The sequence below is a fragment of the Candidatus Epulonipiscium sp. genome, from assembly GCA_012519205.1.
Taxonomy (GTDB): Bacteria; Bacillota; Clostridia; order Lachnospirales; family Defluviitaleaceae; genus JAAYQR01.
On the sequence record JAAYQR010000018.1, the window covers coordinates 1 to 15,943 of the forward strand.

A 15,943-nucleotide genomic window follows, 5' to 3' on the forward strand; every position below is an offset into this window, starting at 1 on the left:
TCAAGGATCAATTTGTTGTGTGCTTGTTTATCTTAAAAGCGACAACGAATCATATCTTATCACAAAATTTTTATCGTGTCAATACTTTTTAATTTTACATTTTGTGACATTTGTTGCTTTTTTTGTCTAACCGTGTCGACAAAAACTATAATAACAAATTAAAATCACTTTGTCAACACTTTTTCATATTTTATTTTACTCCAAAATAATGTTATTATACATTAAGTTAAAACTTGTTCTGTTAAAGTGCCGAATTGTATTTTATAGCACTATAATTAAAAAGTCAATATCCATTGTAATAAATTAAAAACATGGGTCATACAATCTTTTAAGAAGTGATTTAATTGGAGAGTGAATAAATGAATAAAAAAAGTTTGTCTCTTAGCGAAGAATTAAATAAAAGACAAATTAACTTAATAATAATTTTATCCCTAATCGGCTTTTTCTTATATGTATTCATTAACATTTTCTTTCCTTATGCCGGAACCTTATCCGTTACATTTTTGGCTATCACAGTCAGCCTAATACTTTATAGTTTTGTATCTAAAGATAATGGATTGTTAAAATATGCCTTAGTGTCGATTATATTATCTATCCTTTTGGCACTCTGGCACCACCCCTTTTTTATATAAAAATAAGCGCAGGAATCTGCGCTTATTTTTATATGTTTATTTTACATTAGCCTTAGCCATATCAACTAATTGTGTGAATCCTTTTGCATCATTAACTGCCATATCAGCTAATACTTTTCTATTGATATTAATTCCAGCTACTTTAAGACCATTCATAAATTTACTATAAGAAAGTCCGTTGATGCGAGCCGCTGCATTGATTCTTGTAATCCAAAGTCTACGAAAATCCCTTTTTCTTTGCTTTCTTCCAATATAAGCATAATTTAAAGATTTCATAACTGCTTGTTTAGCAGTTCTAAATTGTTTGGATTTTGCACCTCTATATCCTTTTGCTAATTTTAAAATTCTCTTATGCCTTTTCTTAGCATTTATTCCGCCTTTAACTCTTGCCATTTTTTAAACCTCCTATTCTATGCACTCAATTCTTATGAATATGGTAATAGTCTTTTTATTTGTTTTTCGTTTGTCTTATCAACCATACCTGGTTGTCTAAGATTTCTTTTTCTTTTTGCAGACTTTTTAGTTAATATATGGCTCTTAAAAGCCTTGGATTTTTTAAGTTTACCTGTTCCTGTAACTTTAAAACGCTTTGCTGCTCCTCTATGTGTTTTCAATTTAGGCATTGTTGTATCCTCCTTTTTAATGATTGTATATAATATACGTTACATCTGTTTTGGTGTAACGATTATTACCAAATTTTTACCTTCTAATTTTGCCCTTTTTTCAGTTTCACCATAATCTTTTAATTCTTGTACAATACCATCTAAAAGCTCATTTCCTTTTTCAGTATGGGCCATTTCTCTTCCTCTAAATCGCACGGAAATCTTTACTTTGTCCCCATCTTTTAAAAACTTAATTGCCCTTTTTGTTTTGGTATCTAAATCGTGTTTATCGATGTTCGGGGATAAACGTATTTCTTTAACGTTAATAATCTTTTGTTTTTTACGAGCTTCTTTTTCTTTCTTAGCTAAATCAAACCTATACTTTCCATAATCCATAATCCTACAAACTGGCGGATTGCCCTTAGGCGCAATTTTAACTAAATCAAGATTCCTCTCTCTCGCCAATGTCTGTGCCTCTTTAGTTGAAACAATCCCCACCTGATTCCCATCCACATCAATGAGTCTTACTTCCTTATCACGAATTTGCTCATTAATAATTAACTCGCTAATAGCCGAGCACCTCCTAATTATATTTAAATCTTTCTATTAAAACCCCCTAGGGGGTTTACAACAAAACTAATAACAATGTACGCAAAAAAGCGGATAGAACACTATCCGCCTATAGACATATATTAAAGAATATCTAGCAGTATAAAACTACCAATATCATCTCTAAATAATCATATATATACCCTGTCGACTGCTGTGCAAGGTGAGAAACGGATGTTTCTACTTGTTATAATTTTATTAAATTAATACAACATAAATTAATATATCACTAATCTAGATGACTGTCAAGTTTTTATTTTATTTTTTTGGATTTTATTTCAGCTTTGACCCTTTGGGCAAATTCCAATAAATCCTGGCTTCCTTCATCGCCCCCTATGCGGCTTCTAACAGATACCTTATTTTCTTCTTCTTCCTGTTGCCCCACTATGAGCATATATGGTATCCTTTGAAGTCTTGCTTCACGGATTTTATACCCGATTTTTTCAGCTCTAAAGTCAGCTTCAACCTTTATTCCTTCTTTATTCAATTCCGTGATAACCTTATTGGCATATCCATGATATTTTTCAGAGATTGGCAGAACCTTTACTTGTATCGGTGCAATCCAAGTTGGAAAGGCCCCTGCAAAATGTTCTATCAAAATACCAATAAATCTTTCAATACTACCAAATACAACCCTGTGAATCATAACAGGACGGTGCTTTTCTCCATCTTGTCCAGTATATACTAAATCAAAACGTTCTGGCATTTGAAAATCCAATTGAATTGTTCCGCATTGCCATGTCCTTCCAAGACAATCTTCCAAATGAAAATCTATTTTGGGTCCATAAAAAGCCCCATCCCCTTCATTTACTATATAATCATATCCCTTCTCCTCTAGGGCCTCTTTTAATGCCTGGGTTGCTCTTTCCCAATCTTCATCTTTTCCCATACTATTTTCCGGTCTAGTTGAAAGTTCAACATGATATTTGAATCCAAAAACACTGTAAAACTCATCTATTAAACTAATTACACCTTTTATCTCATCTTTGATTTGCTCAGGAAGCATAAATATATGTGCATCGTCTTGGGTAAAGTTTCTCACCCTCATAAGTCCATGAAGAGCCCCAGATAATTCATGACGGTGAACTAGGCCTAGTTCCGCCATTCTAAGGGGCAAATCCCTATAGGAGTACATTTTAGTTTTATACACTAACATGCTTCCGGGACAATTCATAGGTTTTACAGCATAATCCAAATCATCTATCTTGGTTACATACATATTATCTTTGTAATGTTCCCAGTGCCCGGAGCGATACCATAGTTCTTGATTTAATATAATGGGGGTGCATATTTCTTTATATCCTGCTTTTTTATGTTTTTCTCTCCAGTAGTCTATCAATGTATTTCTAAGTTCCATACCCTTAGGAAGGAAGAATGGGAAGCCTGGTCCTTCATCCATTAACGCAAAAAGTTCCAATTCCTTTCCAAGTTTTCTATGATCCCTCTTTTTTGCTTCTTCTAATTTATTAAGATATTCTTCCAAATCAGCTTTCTTTGTAAAAGAAGTGCCATAAATCCTTGAAAGCATTTTGTTTTTCTCGCTACCCCTCCAATAGGCTCCAGCTACAGATAAAAGCTTAAAAGCTTTTACAGGCTTTGTTGATAAAAGATGGGGTCCTGCGCATAAATCAACAAACTCACCCTGTTTATAAAAAGAAATGATGGAGTCCTCTGGAAGATCATTGATTAATTCAACCTTGTAATCTTCCTCCTTTTCCTTCATAAGTTTTATAGCTTCTTCTCTTGGTAATTCAAATTTTTCAAGTTTTAAATTTTCTTTTACAATTTTCTTCATTTCTTTTTCAATTTTTTCTAAATCTCCAGGGCTAAAAGCTTCCTCAGTATCAAAATCATAGTAAAAACCATCTTGAATGGAAGGGCCGATAGCTAATTTCACATTGGGAAATAATCTCTTTACAGCCTGAGCCATTATGTGGGATGTAGTATGATGAAAGGCATCCTTTCCTTCTTCGCTATCGAAGGTTAAAACGCTTAAATCACAATCTTCATTAATAGGTGTTCTAAGATCTACCTTCTCTCCATTAATTAAACCTGCACAGGCAACCCTTGCCAAACCTTCGCTTAAATCTCTAGCAATTTCAATTATAGATATTCCCGCTTCATACTCTTTTACTGCTCCGTCTTTTAACTTTACTTTTACCATTACTATTCTCCTTTCGTATATTAGCTAATTAAAACACAAAAACTCCCGTCCTTTTCATAACGAAAAGGGACGAGAGTTATATCTCCCGCGGTTCCACCCTCATTGCTCCATGAGAAACCACTTTAATTTGGATTATAACGGTATCACCGGACCCCATTAAGGCCACTTAGAGGTGGTCTTCATCAAGCTCTGTTTAAAGATACTCACAACTATGTATCTTCTCTCTGAAAACTTATGCCTGATTACTCTTCTCTTCATCGTATTATTAAATATTTGATTTTATAATTATAACATCTATTGGTTCTTTGTCAAGGAGCTTACGTTAATTGATTTCCATGGAAATTTTTACAAAATTCACAGGTAGAACAAATAGTTACTTTCCCTTGAAAAATATTGTTAATAGTTTCAATCAAAGTTTTGTTTTGTATTAATTCATAATGATGAATTAATATCTGTCTAGGAGCAATAGTAATTAGTGTACTAACTAGCAAATCATCGTAATTGTCCGATTTACTTTTAAAATCCTCTTCAAATTCTTCCTCACAACGTTCAGTTATATCCTTTTTATCCTTGTCGTATATCCTAAATCGACCTTCTTTACTACCTACAATATGGATTGTCTCTTCTTTTGTTTCCTGTGTATCCACAAAATACTTTAATAACCGTAAAAATTCCTTGTATTCCTTTTGCGCTTCATATTCCTTAATTATATAGACAATAATTTTTTCTAGATTTCTTTTGTATTCTTGTAAACGGAATTGTATAAAACCTTCTAACACAAATTCGTTACTGTCTTCAAAAAAATCCATTAGCATACTCATTATTTCTTTTCTATAAGAATAATATATAGATTCCCTATCGTCGTTGTCTTCATTTTCAGTTAAAAGTGATTTAATCATATAAATTATTTTAGAGTGTTCAGAATGTGAATACTTCGGAAACTTATATTCTAAAATTTCTTTTATGATGTCAAATCGAACGAATTCTAAAATTATCTCCGTTATAGAGCTACTAGCATATAACTTTATAGCATCACTAAAAAAAAAGTTGTAGTTTTTAGCCAATACCTCATCTTTTATTTCGTAGTATAAAAAATCAATCTCCCCTTTTTTTATGCTTGTATAGGTGGGAATCAATGCTTTTGGAGTAATTTTACTAAACTCTAAGGAAATTTGCTTTTCAACTTCTTCTATATGTCTAATTGCTCCTATTGTAAGCACCATCATAAACTGTCACTCACTTTCATTCAAATTCCTACCTGGTTGTATTTTTAAAACAACTAAGTGTAGAGTTATCCTGTCTTTTATAGTATATGCATGAATCAGGGAGGGGTTACTTTGTCCGTATACATTTGGAAAAGTACCCATTGTACTTCTTTCCTATTTTATTTTACTTTATTTTATCATATTCGATATGCAATAACAAATTACCTAGTCAATTCGTCTATAATCGTTTTTAAGTTATCTTCTTCAAAAATATAACTCTTATTACAAAAATGACACTTTAATTCTGCTTTTTTATCCGTATCATATATTTCTCTTAAATCCTTTAATCCTGTACTGATTAATGCTTTTTCGACCCTTTCTCTCGAACAATTGCAATGAAAGTTTACTGGGAGCCTATCCATTACCTCTATATCCCCGATTAGAAGCCTTAGGATATCCTCTGGGTTTTTCCCTTCTTCTAAAATCTCTGTTACGGATTTTATAGTTTTTAGACTGTTTTCTAATTGGCTGATAGTTTCATCATCTGCCCCTGGCATAAGCTGAATGATAAATCCTCCAGCTTGCTTTATAGAGTAATCCCTATCTACCAATACTCCAAGACCGACTGCCGAAGGTGTTTGCTCAGAATTTACAAAATAATAGGTTAAATCCTCTGCTATTTCACCTGAAACCAAATTGGTTTGCCCAATATATGGCTCTTTAAGACCTAAGTCTTTGATTACTGTCAAATAACCTTGCCCTATTGCTCCGCTTACATCTAACTTACCAATGGCATTTAAAGGCAAATCGACTGCAGAGTTATAGGGATATCCTTTAACATTTCCCTTGCTATCAGCCGTAACAATTAGTCCTTTTAAAGGACCATCCCCCCTTATTTGAAGAGTAATGATATCCTTATCTCCTTTTAACATATAACTCATCATCCCTGCTGCCGTCATTAGTCTTCCTAGGGCAGCAGATACTACTGGGGTTGTTTCATGAATCTTTCTTGCATCCTCTACTGATTCGGTGGTTATTGCAGCAAAAGCACGAATCTGCCTTTTTTTATCAGTTGCACGAATAATATAATCCTTCATAAGGTTTCCTCCTAAACATTATTTACCTCTTTCCTTGGCAATAAAATAAATCCTCTCACTATTTTCTCTTGGAGATTGAAATGTGTAAGCATCATATACTGCCAAAAACTCCATTCCCGCCTCTTTAATCAAATCAATCATAGTTTCAATAGAATACATTCTCTCATAATGAAGTTCTTCAGATTTAGTATAATAGTTTTTATCAAGCTGTTTAATAAAAAGAGTAAGGTTATATTCATTTATACTTTCATTTTCATTATAGAAATTTTCCCATATGAATGAGGCCTCTTTCATATTTTCCGTAAAAATATTTTCTCCCAATAGTTCTTTATATTTATATTCTGTATTTAAGTCAAAAATAAAAAGCCCTTTTGGGTTAAGATAATTATTCACCCATTTAAAAGTCTTAAGTATGTCTTTCTCATCTAAGATATAGTTCATACTATCACATACGCTAATTATACAATCTACAGTTCCATATAATTCAAACTCCCTCATATCCTGAAGAAGATAAAGTATATCAACATTTTGATGAATTGCCTTTTCTTGTGCCATAGATAACATGGCTTCTGATGAATCAATTCCAATCATCTCTATACCTTTTTTGGCAAAAAGCGTAGTCATAGTTCCTGTTCCACAGCCCAATTCCGCCATCAATTTAGGCTCACAATTAAACTTTTTCCAAATTGCTTCGATATATTCAACCCATTTATCATAGGGAACATCCTTCATGAACAGATCATAAACCTGTGCAAAATCTTGATATGCTTCCATTAATTCACCTTCCCACCACCGACTATTTATATGAGCGACATCACAGTTTACTCCCCTTACATTAAATGCATACTATATTATAAAAACAAATACATAAAAAAGCAACAGACTCAGAATCAACTCTGAGCCTGCTGCTTTAAAGTTTCTTTTTTCCTCTTGGTCATAAGACCCCCAATGCGGCCCGTTTCCTTAGCAGTTAATGACTTCCATCCACCGGAATTTACCTTATCTATTAAACCAAGCTCAGATGCTATTTCATATTTAAGTTTATCATCCGGTGTCATAGGCTTATCCTTTTTAGTTTGCTTTTTATTATTACTCACATTGTCCTCCTTCTGCTTTTATGGCATCAATTTTAAAATTTAAATACCTTGTTATTAAAAGTATGGATATCCCAATGGCAAAATATACATTTCTTTGTAAAAATATATATTAGATATTTTCTAAAAACATTTGACATGCATAAAGCCAAATGGTATAATGTTAAAAATTTCATATTTAATTATCATAGGATAGAGGCGCATTTTTCATCAGTATATATGTGGATGTGGGTAGGCACAGTTAAAACATATAGAAAGGGAGAAATGCCGAAGGACTAAGACCCTACAGTTTTTTGTCCTGGTTGTACAGTCAATAACTGTATAACTGTCATCGATTAATATATTTTTATTCGATGGAGTGCTATCTGTGTTGTCGGTTTTTTCTATAATCGTATTCACAGTTGGCATATGCCAACTTTTTTTATACCCTATAACAGATTTTTGTTTAACTTTTTAATTATAACTAGTATAATTAAATGACTAATATTTTAAGGAGGATTTTGAATGAAAAAAATTAATTTAGCCATTGTTGGTGCTACCGGTATGGTGGGCAATACCTTCCTAAAGGTATTGGAAGAAAAAAATCTACCCATTGAAAATCTTTATCTGTTTTCTTCCGCGCGCTCCGCAGGAAGTAAAATTACTTTCAAAGGGAAGGAATATACCGTCGAAGAATTAACCGAAAGTTCTTTTGATAGGGGAATAGATATCGCTTTGTTTTCTGCAGGGGGTAGCATAAGCCTTAAATTTGCTCCTATTGCAGCTGAAAAAGGATGCATCGTTGTAGACAATAGCTCTGCTTGGAGAATGGACCCCGAAGTTCCCCTTGTTATACCTGAGGTAAACCCTGAAGATATTAAACTTAATAAGGGGATTATCGCTAATCCGAACTGTTCTACAATCCAGGCCCTTGTAGCACTAAAACCTTTAGATGAATACTATAATATCAAACGTGTTATTTATTCAACTTATCAAGCAGTTTCTGGTGCGGGAATGGGAGGATGGAAGGATCTTGAGGAAGGCTTAAAAGGAAAGCCACCAGCTAAATTCCCTCATCCGATTGCAAATAACTGTATTCCACATATAGATGTATTTACTGAAAACGGTTATACAAAAGAAGAACTTAAAATGATTGAAGAAACTCGAAAAATCTTACACCGTCCTAACCTAAAGGTTACTGCGACTACCGTAAGAGTGCCTGTATTTAACAGCCATAGCGAGTCAATCAATATAGAGTTTGAAAAATCATTCGAATTAAATGAATTGGTAGATGTACTGCAAAAATCTCCCGGAATAATCGTTCAAGATGATCCTACAAATAATGTATATCCCTTAGCTAATACTGCTACAGATTGTGATGAAGTATTTGTAGGTAGAATCCGTAGGGATGAAAGTGTTGAAAATGGTGTGAATATATGGGTTGTTGCTGACAATATCAGAAAAGGGGCTGCAACCAATACAATTCAAATTGCAGAACTTTTAATCAAAGATATGCAATAAGAGGGGATGATAGGTATGGAGCTTTTCAGAGGTTCTGGTGTAGCAATAGTTACTCCTTTTAAGGAAGATGGAGAAGTTAATTATGGGCTTTTAGAAGATTTAATAGAATTTCAAATACAAAATTATACTGATAGTATCATAATTTGTGGTACTACAGGAGAATCTTCAACATTAAATGACAATGATCACTTAGAATGCATTAAGGTCGCTGTTGATAAGGTAAAAGGACGAGTACCCGTTATTGCAGGAACAGGCAGTAACGATACAGAACACGGGGTTTTTTTAACAAAACGCGCAAAAGAATTAGGTGCCGATGCTGCTCTTATAGTTACCCCATATTATAATAAAACTACTCAGAAGGGATTAATCGAACATTATAATTATATTGCTAAAAATGTAGATATTCCCATAATTTTATATAATGTACCTTCTAGAACAGGATTAAATATAACCCCTAAAACAGCCCTTGAGTTATCTAAAATTGACAATGTCATTGCAATTAAGGAAGCTAGTGGCAATATATCTCAAGTTGCTGAGCTTATGAGCTTATGTGGAGATAGGCTGGATTTATATTCTGGAAACGACGATCAAATTGTTCCCCTGCTCTCCTTAGGAGGTAAAGGAGTTATTTCTGTTGTTGCCAATATTGCTCCTAGACAAACCCATGACATTGTTGATAAATACCTAAATGGCAATGTTGCAGAAAGTAGAAAACTACAGTTAGAAATGCTTCCGCTTATTAATGCCCTTTTTTCTGAGGTAAACCCCATCCCCGTTAAAGCTGCCCTTGAACTTATGGGATATGCCGTTGGCCGATGCCGAATGCCTCTTACTTCGATGGAAGATATTCATCTTGAATTGTTAAAGAAAGAAATGAAGAATTACGGTTTGTTTTAGATAATATTAAAGTGCAGAGGTGTCCTATCTGCACTTTTTTCGAAAGGAGATTATATATGATAAAAATTATTATGCACGGTTGTAACGGAAAAATGGGGCAGGTAATCTCTAGTCTGGTTGAAGAAGATAAAGAATGTTCAATGGTCGCCGGAATTGATCCCTACGTCAACAAATCAAACCCCTATCCTGTTTTCAGTAAAATAGAAGATTGTGATGCCCCAGCAGATGTCATCATAGATTTTTCAACCGCCTCTGCAGTAAAACCTTTATTAGAATATGCCTCAAAAAAACAAATACCCTTAATTTTATGCACTACAGGACTATCGGATGAGCTTTTGGACTTAGTTAAAAAAACAGCGGTAAAAATCCCCGTATTCTTTTCGGCTAACATGTCCCTTGGGGTCAATCTACTTATCAATCTTGTAAAAAGGGCTTCCGAGGTGTTATACGATGTCGATTTCGATATTGAAATAATCGAAAAACACCATAATCAAAAAATAGATGCTCCTAGTGGAACTGCCCTTGCCCTTGCTGATGCCATTAATGAATCCCTAGATTCTAGGTATGACTATAAATATGATAGGCATATTGAAAGAAAAAAACGGGATAAGAATGAAATTGGTATTCATGCAGTAAGAGGAGGTACCATAGTAGGGGAACACTCTATCCTTTTCGCTGGAAAAGATGAGGTTGTCGAATTAAAACACACTGCTATGTCGAAAGAAGTTTTTGCAGTGGGGGCTTTAAAGGCAGCTAAATTTTTAGCTGGTAAGGCTCCTGGGTTATATAATATGGAAAACCTAATTAACGAATAAAAAACCGGGTGTTTAATAGCACCCGGTTTTAATATTCTATCCCTTTTCTTGCTTCGATTCCACCACTTATAGGATGTTTTACTGATTCAATCACAGATATATAATGAACCCTATCTTTAATTGCATTTGTAAGTTTTCTACCCGTTAGTATTACTTCCATTTCTCGAGGCTTATGATCTAAAAGATTACAAACTTCCTTCTCATCTACTAAATCATTTTCAATTGCCCCTAGTATTTCATCTAATATTAGTATATCACATTCCCCTGTATCTAAAACTTTATTAGCAAAGTTCATTGCATTTATAATTTCATTTTTTAGTTCTTTTTTTTCATCTTCATTTAAGTTCCAAAAAAAGTCCCTAGGTTTCTCAAAGCGAAAAACTTTAAAATCCGGTTCCAACTTTTTCAGGGTCTGTAGTTCTCCTGTATAAGAGGATTTTAAAAACTGAATCATAATAACTTTCATCCCCTGGCCAATAGCCCTTATTCCCTGTCCGATGGCTGCCGTTGTTTTTCCCTTCCCATCGCCACTGTAAACTTGAATTAAACCTAGATCCATTTTTCTCACCTCCTTTAGTATTATAATATTATATTATAATTTTTTCAATTTTAATTAGAAAAACATCTTTTTATTAATAAAAAGATGTTTTTCATTGATTATTCTTTATTACCTAGCTCGTCATCATCCTCATCTTGCCTATTATTATCATCATCTATTTCCATCTTTGAAATGGAAACTTCATAAGCAATCTTAGATAGAACTTCTCCATCTTCCTTCTTTTTTTGATATTCTCGGCTTTGCACCCGTCCCCAAATTTTTAAATGATCCCCGACTTTTAGATGCTGGGCATATTTTGCATTTCTTCCCCAGGCTATACTTGGAATGTAATCCGACTTATGGTATGACCTATTTACAGCAAGAAGCATATCTGTTATCTCCCTACCAAATGGAGTTGTTCTATAGATAGGCTCTTTACATATGAATCCGTCTAAATAAATTTGATTCACATGTTTAATCTCTTCCTCGTCTTCGATAATCCCAAAATCAAGGGCAAAAATCGTAAGCAATAGTCTATTTTTCCCCTGCTCATATTGATTGTAGGAACGAAATTGTCCTTGCACTTCTACCATCGAATTTAAAATCCCCGTCTTTTCCCCTAACAATCTTTCAGAAATAGTTACCGGAAGGACATCTGAAATATTACTTAATCTAGGAACCTCTACCTTAAAAGTGTAAAAACCCTCCCCGTATACCCGATGGCTAAATTCGATATCTTTAATCACTTTTCCTATGATTTTGACTTGATTATTCTGTATAACATGCTCTGTCACTGCTCTCACCTCTCCCTTATTATCCTTATGTTCTTTAAATGTTTTTTCTATCAATACCATCTTTATTCTTAGATTTGATTTTTTAGAAGTGTTTTTTTTATTAGATAATGATAAAAGAAATTTTTTAACCCTATACGGGTGTTCATTACTTAAATTTTATATTTACACCCTATGTCAATATCATTAATCATGGCGGCGGTAACTGCAGCTAAGGCACTATATACTTCTTGTTCTTGGTTGAGGGGTAATGTAATCGAAAACTCTTGAGGCTCTAACTTTTTTCCGCTAAAAGTTGTTAAGGTCCTTTGAACGCAAAATTGAAGCCTTTTATTAATATCTTCTTGTTGTATACTAGAAGTTGTAATGCTCGCTCTAGGGTTAAAGCCATAGGTAATTAAACGTGTTCTGCTCCCTTTTAAAAGCTTAAAAGCTCCCCTGTCATCTGCATTCATTATATATACCCCGTCGGCATTTAACGCAAAAAATAGTTTTCCTTTGTCTAAATAAAATTTTTTATATTCCTCCTCACCTCTATCAATAGTATAAATGATAATATCGAAGGCAATGCCAAGAAAGTAATTGTTTTTTATACCCTCTTTTGTCAATCTTAAAATTGCTATATCAATATTATTTTTTTCTAATTCCTTAATATAATTCAAAAAGCAAACTTCTTCCCCGTATACTACAGAACCTAAATTTAGTTCCTTGATTATACCCACTTTCATTCCCGAATTTCTACATAACTGAGCTAGTATATCTATGGTTCTTGACTTCCCTTGATTTCCAAGTACACCTATCTTAACCATATCAAAGCCCCTTTTTTAGTCATTATTTTATATTTTATATTGATAGTTTTTGTATTCTTCTATACATTTATGTATATTTTTCGCCAAAAAACCACTTGAATTCCTGTATAATCAGGAAGTAAATAGAAACAAAAAAATCTATATATTGATTTTTTAAAAAAGAATGATACAATATGTAGTGGACACAGCTTTACCAATCCAAAATGCAGGAGGAATAATTTATGGAGCTAAAGGACTTACTCTTTCGTCATTACACAAAAGAATTACAAGATTCTACAAAAACTGTATATGACCTTTTTCAATGGAAAAATATCGATATTAAGATTGTCGACTACAGTACGGGGAAAATCATTATTGACATGGAAAACTTAGAATTTCCTACCCATTATTCGCAATCTGCTTGCGATATAATAGCAAGCAAATATTTTAGGAAAAAAGGGGTTCCAAATGATAGAGGCTATGAATACTCTCTCAAACAAGTTGTACATAGGATGACCGCCTTCTGGGTTGAATCGGCCTTACATGAGGGTTTAATCGATGAATCTAAAAAACAAATAGTATATGATGAACTGGCTTATATGATGTTAAACCAAATGTGGGCCCCTAATAGTCCTCAATGGTTTAATACGGGTTTAAAAATGGAATATGATATTGACGGCCCCCCCCAAGGACATTATTACTATGATGAGAAAAAGCAAGATGTTCTCCCTTCCGGGGATGCTTATACACGAACACAGGGTTCTGCTTGTTTTATTGTTAGCGTTGATGATTCTCTATTAGGTGAAAAATCTCTTACCGATCAACTTGTCACAGAAACAAGGCTTTTTAAATACGGTTCAGGAGTTGGGAGCAATTGGTCATCTATAAGGGCAAAAGGAGAACCTCTATCTGGTGGTGGAAAATCCTCTGGACTTATTAGCTTTTTAAAAGTATTCGATAGGAATGCCGGAGCAATCAAATCTGGCGGAACAACTAGAAGAGCAGCAAAGATGAATATCCTAGATATAGACCATCCAGAAATAGAAAATTTTATAACTTGGAAAGCCAAAGAAGAAGAAAAAGTGGCAGCTCTAGGTAAGATGGGATACTCCACCCACTTTGATAGCGAAGCTTACGAAACAGTCTCAGGACAAAATGCTAATAACTCTGTACGAATCTCCGATAAATTTATGGCTTCTCTCGATACCCCTGATGCCAAATGGAATCTTAAAGGAAGAATCGATGCTTCTATGGACAGGGAGATTTCTGTATCAGAACTTTGGGAAGACTTGGTTTATTCTGCCTGGCGATGTGGTGACCCTGGGGTACAATTTGATGATATCATCAATGGGTGGCATACCTGTCCTGCTGGTGAAGACGGCGAACTAGGTAAAAAGCATAACCGCATTAATGCCAGCAACCCATGTTCTGAATACATGTTCTTAGATGATACTGCATGTAACCTTGCAAGTATTAATATTACAAAGTACTATGACCACGAAAACAACCGTTTTGATATTGAAGGATATCTTCACTCAATAAAAATGGTCCAAATTGTTCTAGAGGCAACTATACATTGGGGGCAATTTCCTACTGCAGATATAGCAAGGAAATCCTATCACTTTAGAACCACAGGTTTAGGCCTGACTAACCTTGGGGCACTGTTTATGTTAATGGCAAAACCTTATGATTCTGATGAGGCAAGAAATATCTCTGCTTCCCTTATGAGCATATTAACTGGATATTCTTATTACATTTCTTCATTATTTGCAAAACAATTAAAACCCTTCACCTATTTTGATATTAATAAAGAAGAAATGTTAAGGGTAATTAAGAATCACGCTAAAGCTGCCAATTACGATAAATATGAAGAGGATTTCCAAGGACTTAATTATGACCCCGTAGTGATAGAGCATTCTATCCTTACTAAAGAAAACCATAGAAATATTTCCGATTGCTTAAAAATAGTATGGGAAAATGCCCTGGAATACGGGAAAGCTTATGGATTTAGAAATGCCCAAGTTTCGGTACTTGCTCCAACGGGGACAATTGCCTTTGCTATGGACTGCGCAACCACCTCATCCGAACCTTTCTTTAGTCATGTGGCCTATAAAAAGCTGGTTGGTGGGGGTAGTATGGAAATCGTAAACCCTATTATACCCATTGCCCTAAAAAAACTTGGATACACCAAAGAGCAAACAGAAGATATCGTTAAATATGTTCTTCGCAGAGAAAATAAAAATGGGTTTGATATAATCGCCGATGGAAAAATCGAAGGAGCACCCCATTTAAAGGAAGAGCACTATCCTATCTTTGACACCGCCAATCGTTGTGGAAGTGGAAAAAGATATATTCTCCCTGAAGGTCATGTGAGAATGATGGGAGCATTAACCCCCCATATTTCTGGGGCAATAAGTAAGACCGTAAATCTACCCCATGATGCATCTGCAGGGGATATCAAAAAAATTTATCTTTTGTCTTGGAAACTTGGTGTTAAGGCCATTGCTCTTTATAGGGACGGGTGTAAGGCATCCCAGCCTCTTAACACCACTATAGAAGAACAAAAGGAAATAAGTATAGAGGATTTAACTTATAAGGAACTATTGGAATATGTGAAAAGCAAACATATAGAATACAAACCAACAAGGGTAAAGCCAGATGGCATCAGAAATGCTAGAGTTCATGAGGGGGAAATTGGCGGGCTTAAATTATACATTACTACTTCTTTCTATGAAGATGGAAGATTAGGTGAGGTTTATGTAACCGCAGGACGTCAAGGCTCCCTTGTTAAAGGTCTTCTCGATAGCCTATCGACCACTATATCAAAAATGCTTCAATACGGGGTCCCCCCTGAGGACATTGCCAAAATGTATAAGGGACAAAAGTATGAGCCCAGTGGCTTTGTAGGGGGACATCCCTATATAAAAAGTGCCGATTCTATTTCTGATTTAATTAGTAAAATAATCGAAATAGAATTAGGGGATTACTCTCACTGTCAGGTTAAACCTGGGGAAATCCACACAATAACCCCTACTAGCCCCAAGTACATTAATACTACCGGAAATTCTAAAGCTTCCCTCGAAATAATATATGGTGAAATCTGTTCGAATTGTAAGAGTACAAAACTAGTCAAAAATGGTACCTGTAAAGTATGCCTTGATTGTGGCACCACCACTGGCTGTAGTTAATAAACATTAAAAGGCGTGCAAAA

The 15,943-nt window shown here is 34.4% G+C and carries 15 protein-coding genes and 2 other annotated features; of the genes, 4 read left to right on the top strand and 11 right to left on the bottom strand.

The annotated features are described in order from the left end of the window. Nucleotides 1-668: 668 nt before the first annotated feature. The 8 genes from rplT to GX308_05685 form a co-directional block, all read right to left on the bottom strand. A complete protein-coding gene (gene rplT, locus GX308_05650; protein ID NLK21559.1) occupies nucleotides 669-1,025 on the bottom strand; it encodes a 50S ribosomal protein L20 in 357 nt (118 codons plus the stop codon). Between the two features lie 32 nt (nucleotides 1,026-1,057). After that, complete coding sequence (gene rpmI, locus GX308_05655) at nucleotides 1,058-1,255, bottom strand: 50S ribosomal protein L35 (GenBank protein ID NLK21560.1); 198 nt, start codon at nucleotides 1,253-1,255, stop codon at nucleotides 1,058-1,060. A 39-nt stretch (nucleotides 1,256-1,294) separates the two neighbouring features. Next, nucleotides 1,295-1,792 carry a translation initiation factor IF-3 gene (locus tag GX308_05660; GenBank protein ID NLK21561.1) on the bottom strand — a complete coding sequence of 166 codons (498 nt, stop codon included), beginning with the start codon at nucleotides 1,790-1,792 and terminating at the stop codon, nucleotides 1,295-1,297. An 87-nt stretch (nucleotides 1,793-1,879) separates the two neighbouring features. Continuing rightward, nucleotides 1,880-2,035 (bottom strand) — a sequence feature (ribosomal protein L20 leader region). A gap of 61 nt (nucleotides 2,036-2,096) precedes the next feature. Further along, nucleotides 2,097-4,007 carry a threonine--tRNA ligase gene (gene thrS / locus GX308_05665; protein NLK21562.1) on the bottom strand — a complete coding sequence of 637 codons (1,911 nt, stop codon included), beginning with the start codon at nucleotides 4,005-4,007 and terminating at the stop codon, nucleotides 2,097-2,099. Between the two features lie 62 nt (nucleotides 4,008-4,069). Beyond that, nucleotides 4,070-4,274 (bottom strand) — a binding site (T-box leader). Nucleotides 4,275-4,324: 50 nt separating this feature from the next. Continuing rightward, nucleotides 4,325-5,233: a hypothetical protein gene (locus tag GX308_05670; protein NLK21563.1), complete on the bottom strand. Its 909-nt coding sequence runs from the start codon at nucleotides 5,231-5,233 to the stop codon at nucleotides 4,325-4,327. Nucleotides 5,234-5,433: 200 nt separating this feature from the next. Beyond that, nucleotides 5,434-6,309, bottom strand: coding sequence for an Hsp33 family molecular chaperone HslO (gene hslO / locus GX308_05675; protein NLK21564.1), 876 nt, complete (start codon nucleotides 6,307-6,309; stop codon nucleotides 5,434-5,436). A gap of 18 nt (nucleotides 6,310-6,327) precedes the next feature. Continuing rightward, nucleotides 6,328-7,083, bottom strand: coding sequence for a class I SAM-dependent methyltransferase (locus tag GX308_05680; GenBank protein ID NLK21565.1), 756 nt, complete (start codon nucleotides 7,081-7,083; stop codon nucleotides 6,328-6,330). Nucleotides 7,084-7,199: 116 nt separating this feature from the next. After that, nucleotides 7,200-7,367, bottom strand: coding sequence for an alpha/beta-type small acid-soluble spore protein (locus GX308_05685; GenBank protein NLK21566.1), 168 nt, complete (start codon nucleotides 7,365-7,367; stop codon nucleotides 7,200-7,202). A 540-nt stretch (nucleotides 7,368-7,907) separates the two neighbouring features. Here GX308_05685 and GX308_05690 point away from each other — a divergent pair. From GX308_05690 to GX308_05700, 3 genes are read left to right on the top strand one after another with little or no spacing between them, the layout of a single operon-like run. After that, on the top strand, nucleotides 7,908-8,903 hold the full coding sequence (locus tag GX308_05690) for an aspartate-semialdehyde dehydrogenase (protein NLK21567.1): 996 nt from the start codon (nucleotides 7,908-7,910) through the stop codon (nucleotides 8,901-8,903). Nucleotides 8,904-8,918: 15 nt separating this feature from the next. After that, nucleotides 8,919-9,800 (top strand): 4-hydroxy-tetrahydrodipicolinate synthase, encoded by an 882-nt coding sequence (locus GX308_05695; GenBank protein NLK21568.1) that lies wholly within the window; start codon nucleotides 8,919-8,921, stop codon nucleotides 9,798-9,800. A 56-nt stretch (nucleotides 9,801-9,856) separates the two neighbouring features. Further along, nucleotides 9,857-10,615 (top strand): 4-hydroxy-tetrahydrodipicolinate reductase, encoded by a 759-nt coding sequence (locus tag GX308_05700; protein ID NLK21569.1) that lies wholly within the window; start codon nucleotides 9,857-9,859, stop codon nucleotides 10,613-10,615. 28 nt (nucleotides 10,616-10,643) lie between these two features. Here GX308_05700 and GX308_05705 read toward each other — a convergent pair whose 3' ends face one another. The 3 genes from GX308_05705 to GX308_05715 form a co-directional block, all read right to left on the bottom strand. Continuing rightward, nucleotides 10,644-11,174 carry a cob(I)yrinic acid a,c-diamide adenosyltransferase gene (locus GX308_05705; protein ID NLK21570.1) on the bottom strand — a complete coding sequence of 177 codons (531 nt, stop codon included), beginning with the start codon at nucleotides 11,172-11,174 and terminating at the stop codon, nucleotides 10,644-10,646. Nucleotides 11,175-11,272: 98 nt separating this feature from the next. Further along, nucleotides 11,273-11,947: a single-stranded DNA-binding protein gene (locus GX308_05710; GenBank protein NLK21571.1), complete on the bottom strand. Its 675-nt coding sequence runs from the start codon at nucleotides 11,945-11,947 to the stop codon at nucleotides 11,273-11,275. A gap of 149 nt (nucleotides 11,948-12,096) precedes the next feature. After that, nucleotides 12,097-12,753 (bottom strand): hypothetical protein, encoded by a 657-nt coding sequence (locus tag GX308_05715; GenBank protein ID NLK21572.1) that lies wholly within the window; start codon nucleotides 12,751-12,753, stop codon nucleotides 12,097-12,099. A 221-nt stretch (nucleotides 12,754-12,974) separates the two neighbouring features. Between GX308_05715 and GX308_05720 the strand changes: the two genes are divergently transcribed. Further along, nucleotides 12,975-15,920 carry a vitamin B12-dependent ribonucleotide reductase gene (locus GX308_05720; protein ID NLK21573.1) on the top strand — a complete coding sequence of 982 codons (2,946 nt, stop codon included), beginning with the start codon at nucleotides 12,975-12,977 and terminating at the stop codon, nucleotides 15,918-15,920. Nucleotides 15,921-15,943: the final 23 nt, after the last annotated feature.

Bases quoted from the DNA above. Each gene is read 5' to 3' on its own strand.
- rplT (NLK21559.1), bottom strand. From the start codon at position 1,025: ATGGCAAGAGTTAAAGGCGGAATAAATGCTAAGAAAAGGCATAAGAGA.
- rpmI (NLK21560.1), bottom strand. From the start codon at position 1,255: ATGCCTAAATTGAAAACACATAGAGGAGCAGCAAAGCGTTTTAAAGTT.
- thrS (NLK21562.1), bottom strand. From the start codon at position 4,007: ATGGTAAAAGTAAAGTTAAAAGACGGAGCAGTAAAAGAGTATGAAGCG.
- GX308_05670 (NLK21563.1), bottom strand. From the start codon at position 5,233: ATGATGGTGCTTACAATAGGAGCAATTAGACATATAGAAGAAGTTGAA.
- hslO (NLK21564.1), bottom strand. From the start codon at position 6,309: ATGAAGGATTATATTATTCGTGCAACTGATAAAAAAAGGCAGATTCGT.
- GX308_05680 (NLK21565.1), bottom strand. From the start codon at position 7,083: ATGGAAGCATATCAAGATTTTGCACAGGTTTATGATCTGTTCATGAAG.
- GX308_05685 (NLK21566.1), bottom strand. From the start codon at position 7,367: ATGACACCGGATGATAAACTTAAATATGAAATAGCATCTGAGCTTGGT.
- GX308_05690 (NLK21567.1), top strand. From the start codon at position 7,908: ATGAAAAAAATTAATTTAGCCATTGTTGGTGCTACCGGTATGGTGGGC.
- GX308_05695 (NLK21568.1), top strand. From the start codon at position 8,919: ATGGAGCTTTTCAGAGGTTCTGGTGTAGCAATAGTTACTCCTTTTAAG.
- GX308_05700 (NLK21569.1), top strand. From the start codon at position 9,857: ATGATAAAAATTATTATGCACGGTTGTAACGGAAAAATGGGGCAGGTA.
- GX308_05705 (NLK21570.1), bottom strand. From the start codon at position 11,174: ATGGATCTAGGTTTAATTCAAGTTTACAGTGGCGATGGGAAGGGAAAA.
- GX308_05715 (NLK21572.1), bottom strand. From the start codon at position 12,753: ATGGTTAAGATAGGTGTACTTGGAAATCAAGGGAAGTCAAGAACCATA.
- GX308_05720 (NLK21573.1), top strand. From the start codon at position 12,975: ATGGAGCTAAAGGACTTACTCTTTCGTCATTACACAAAAGAATTACAA.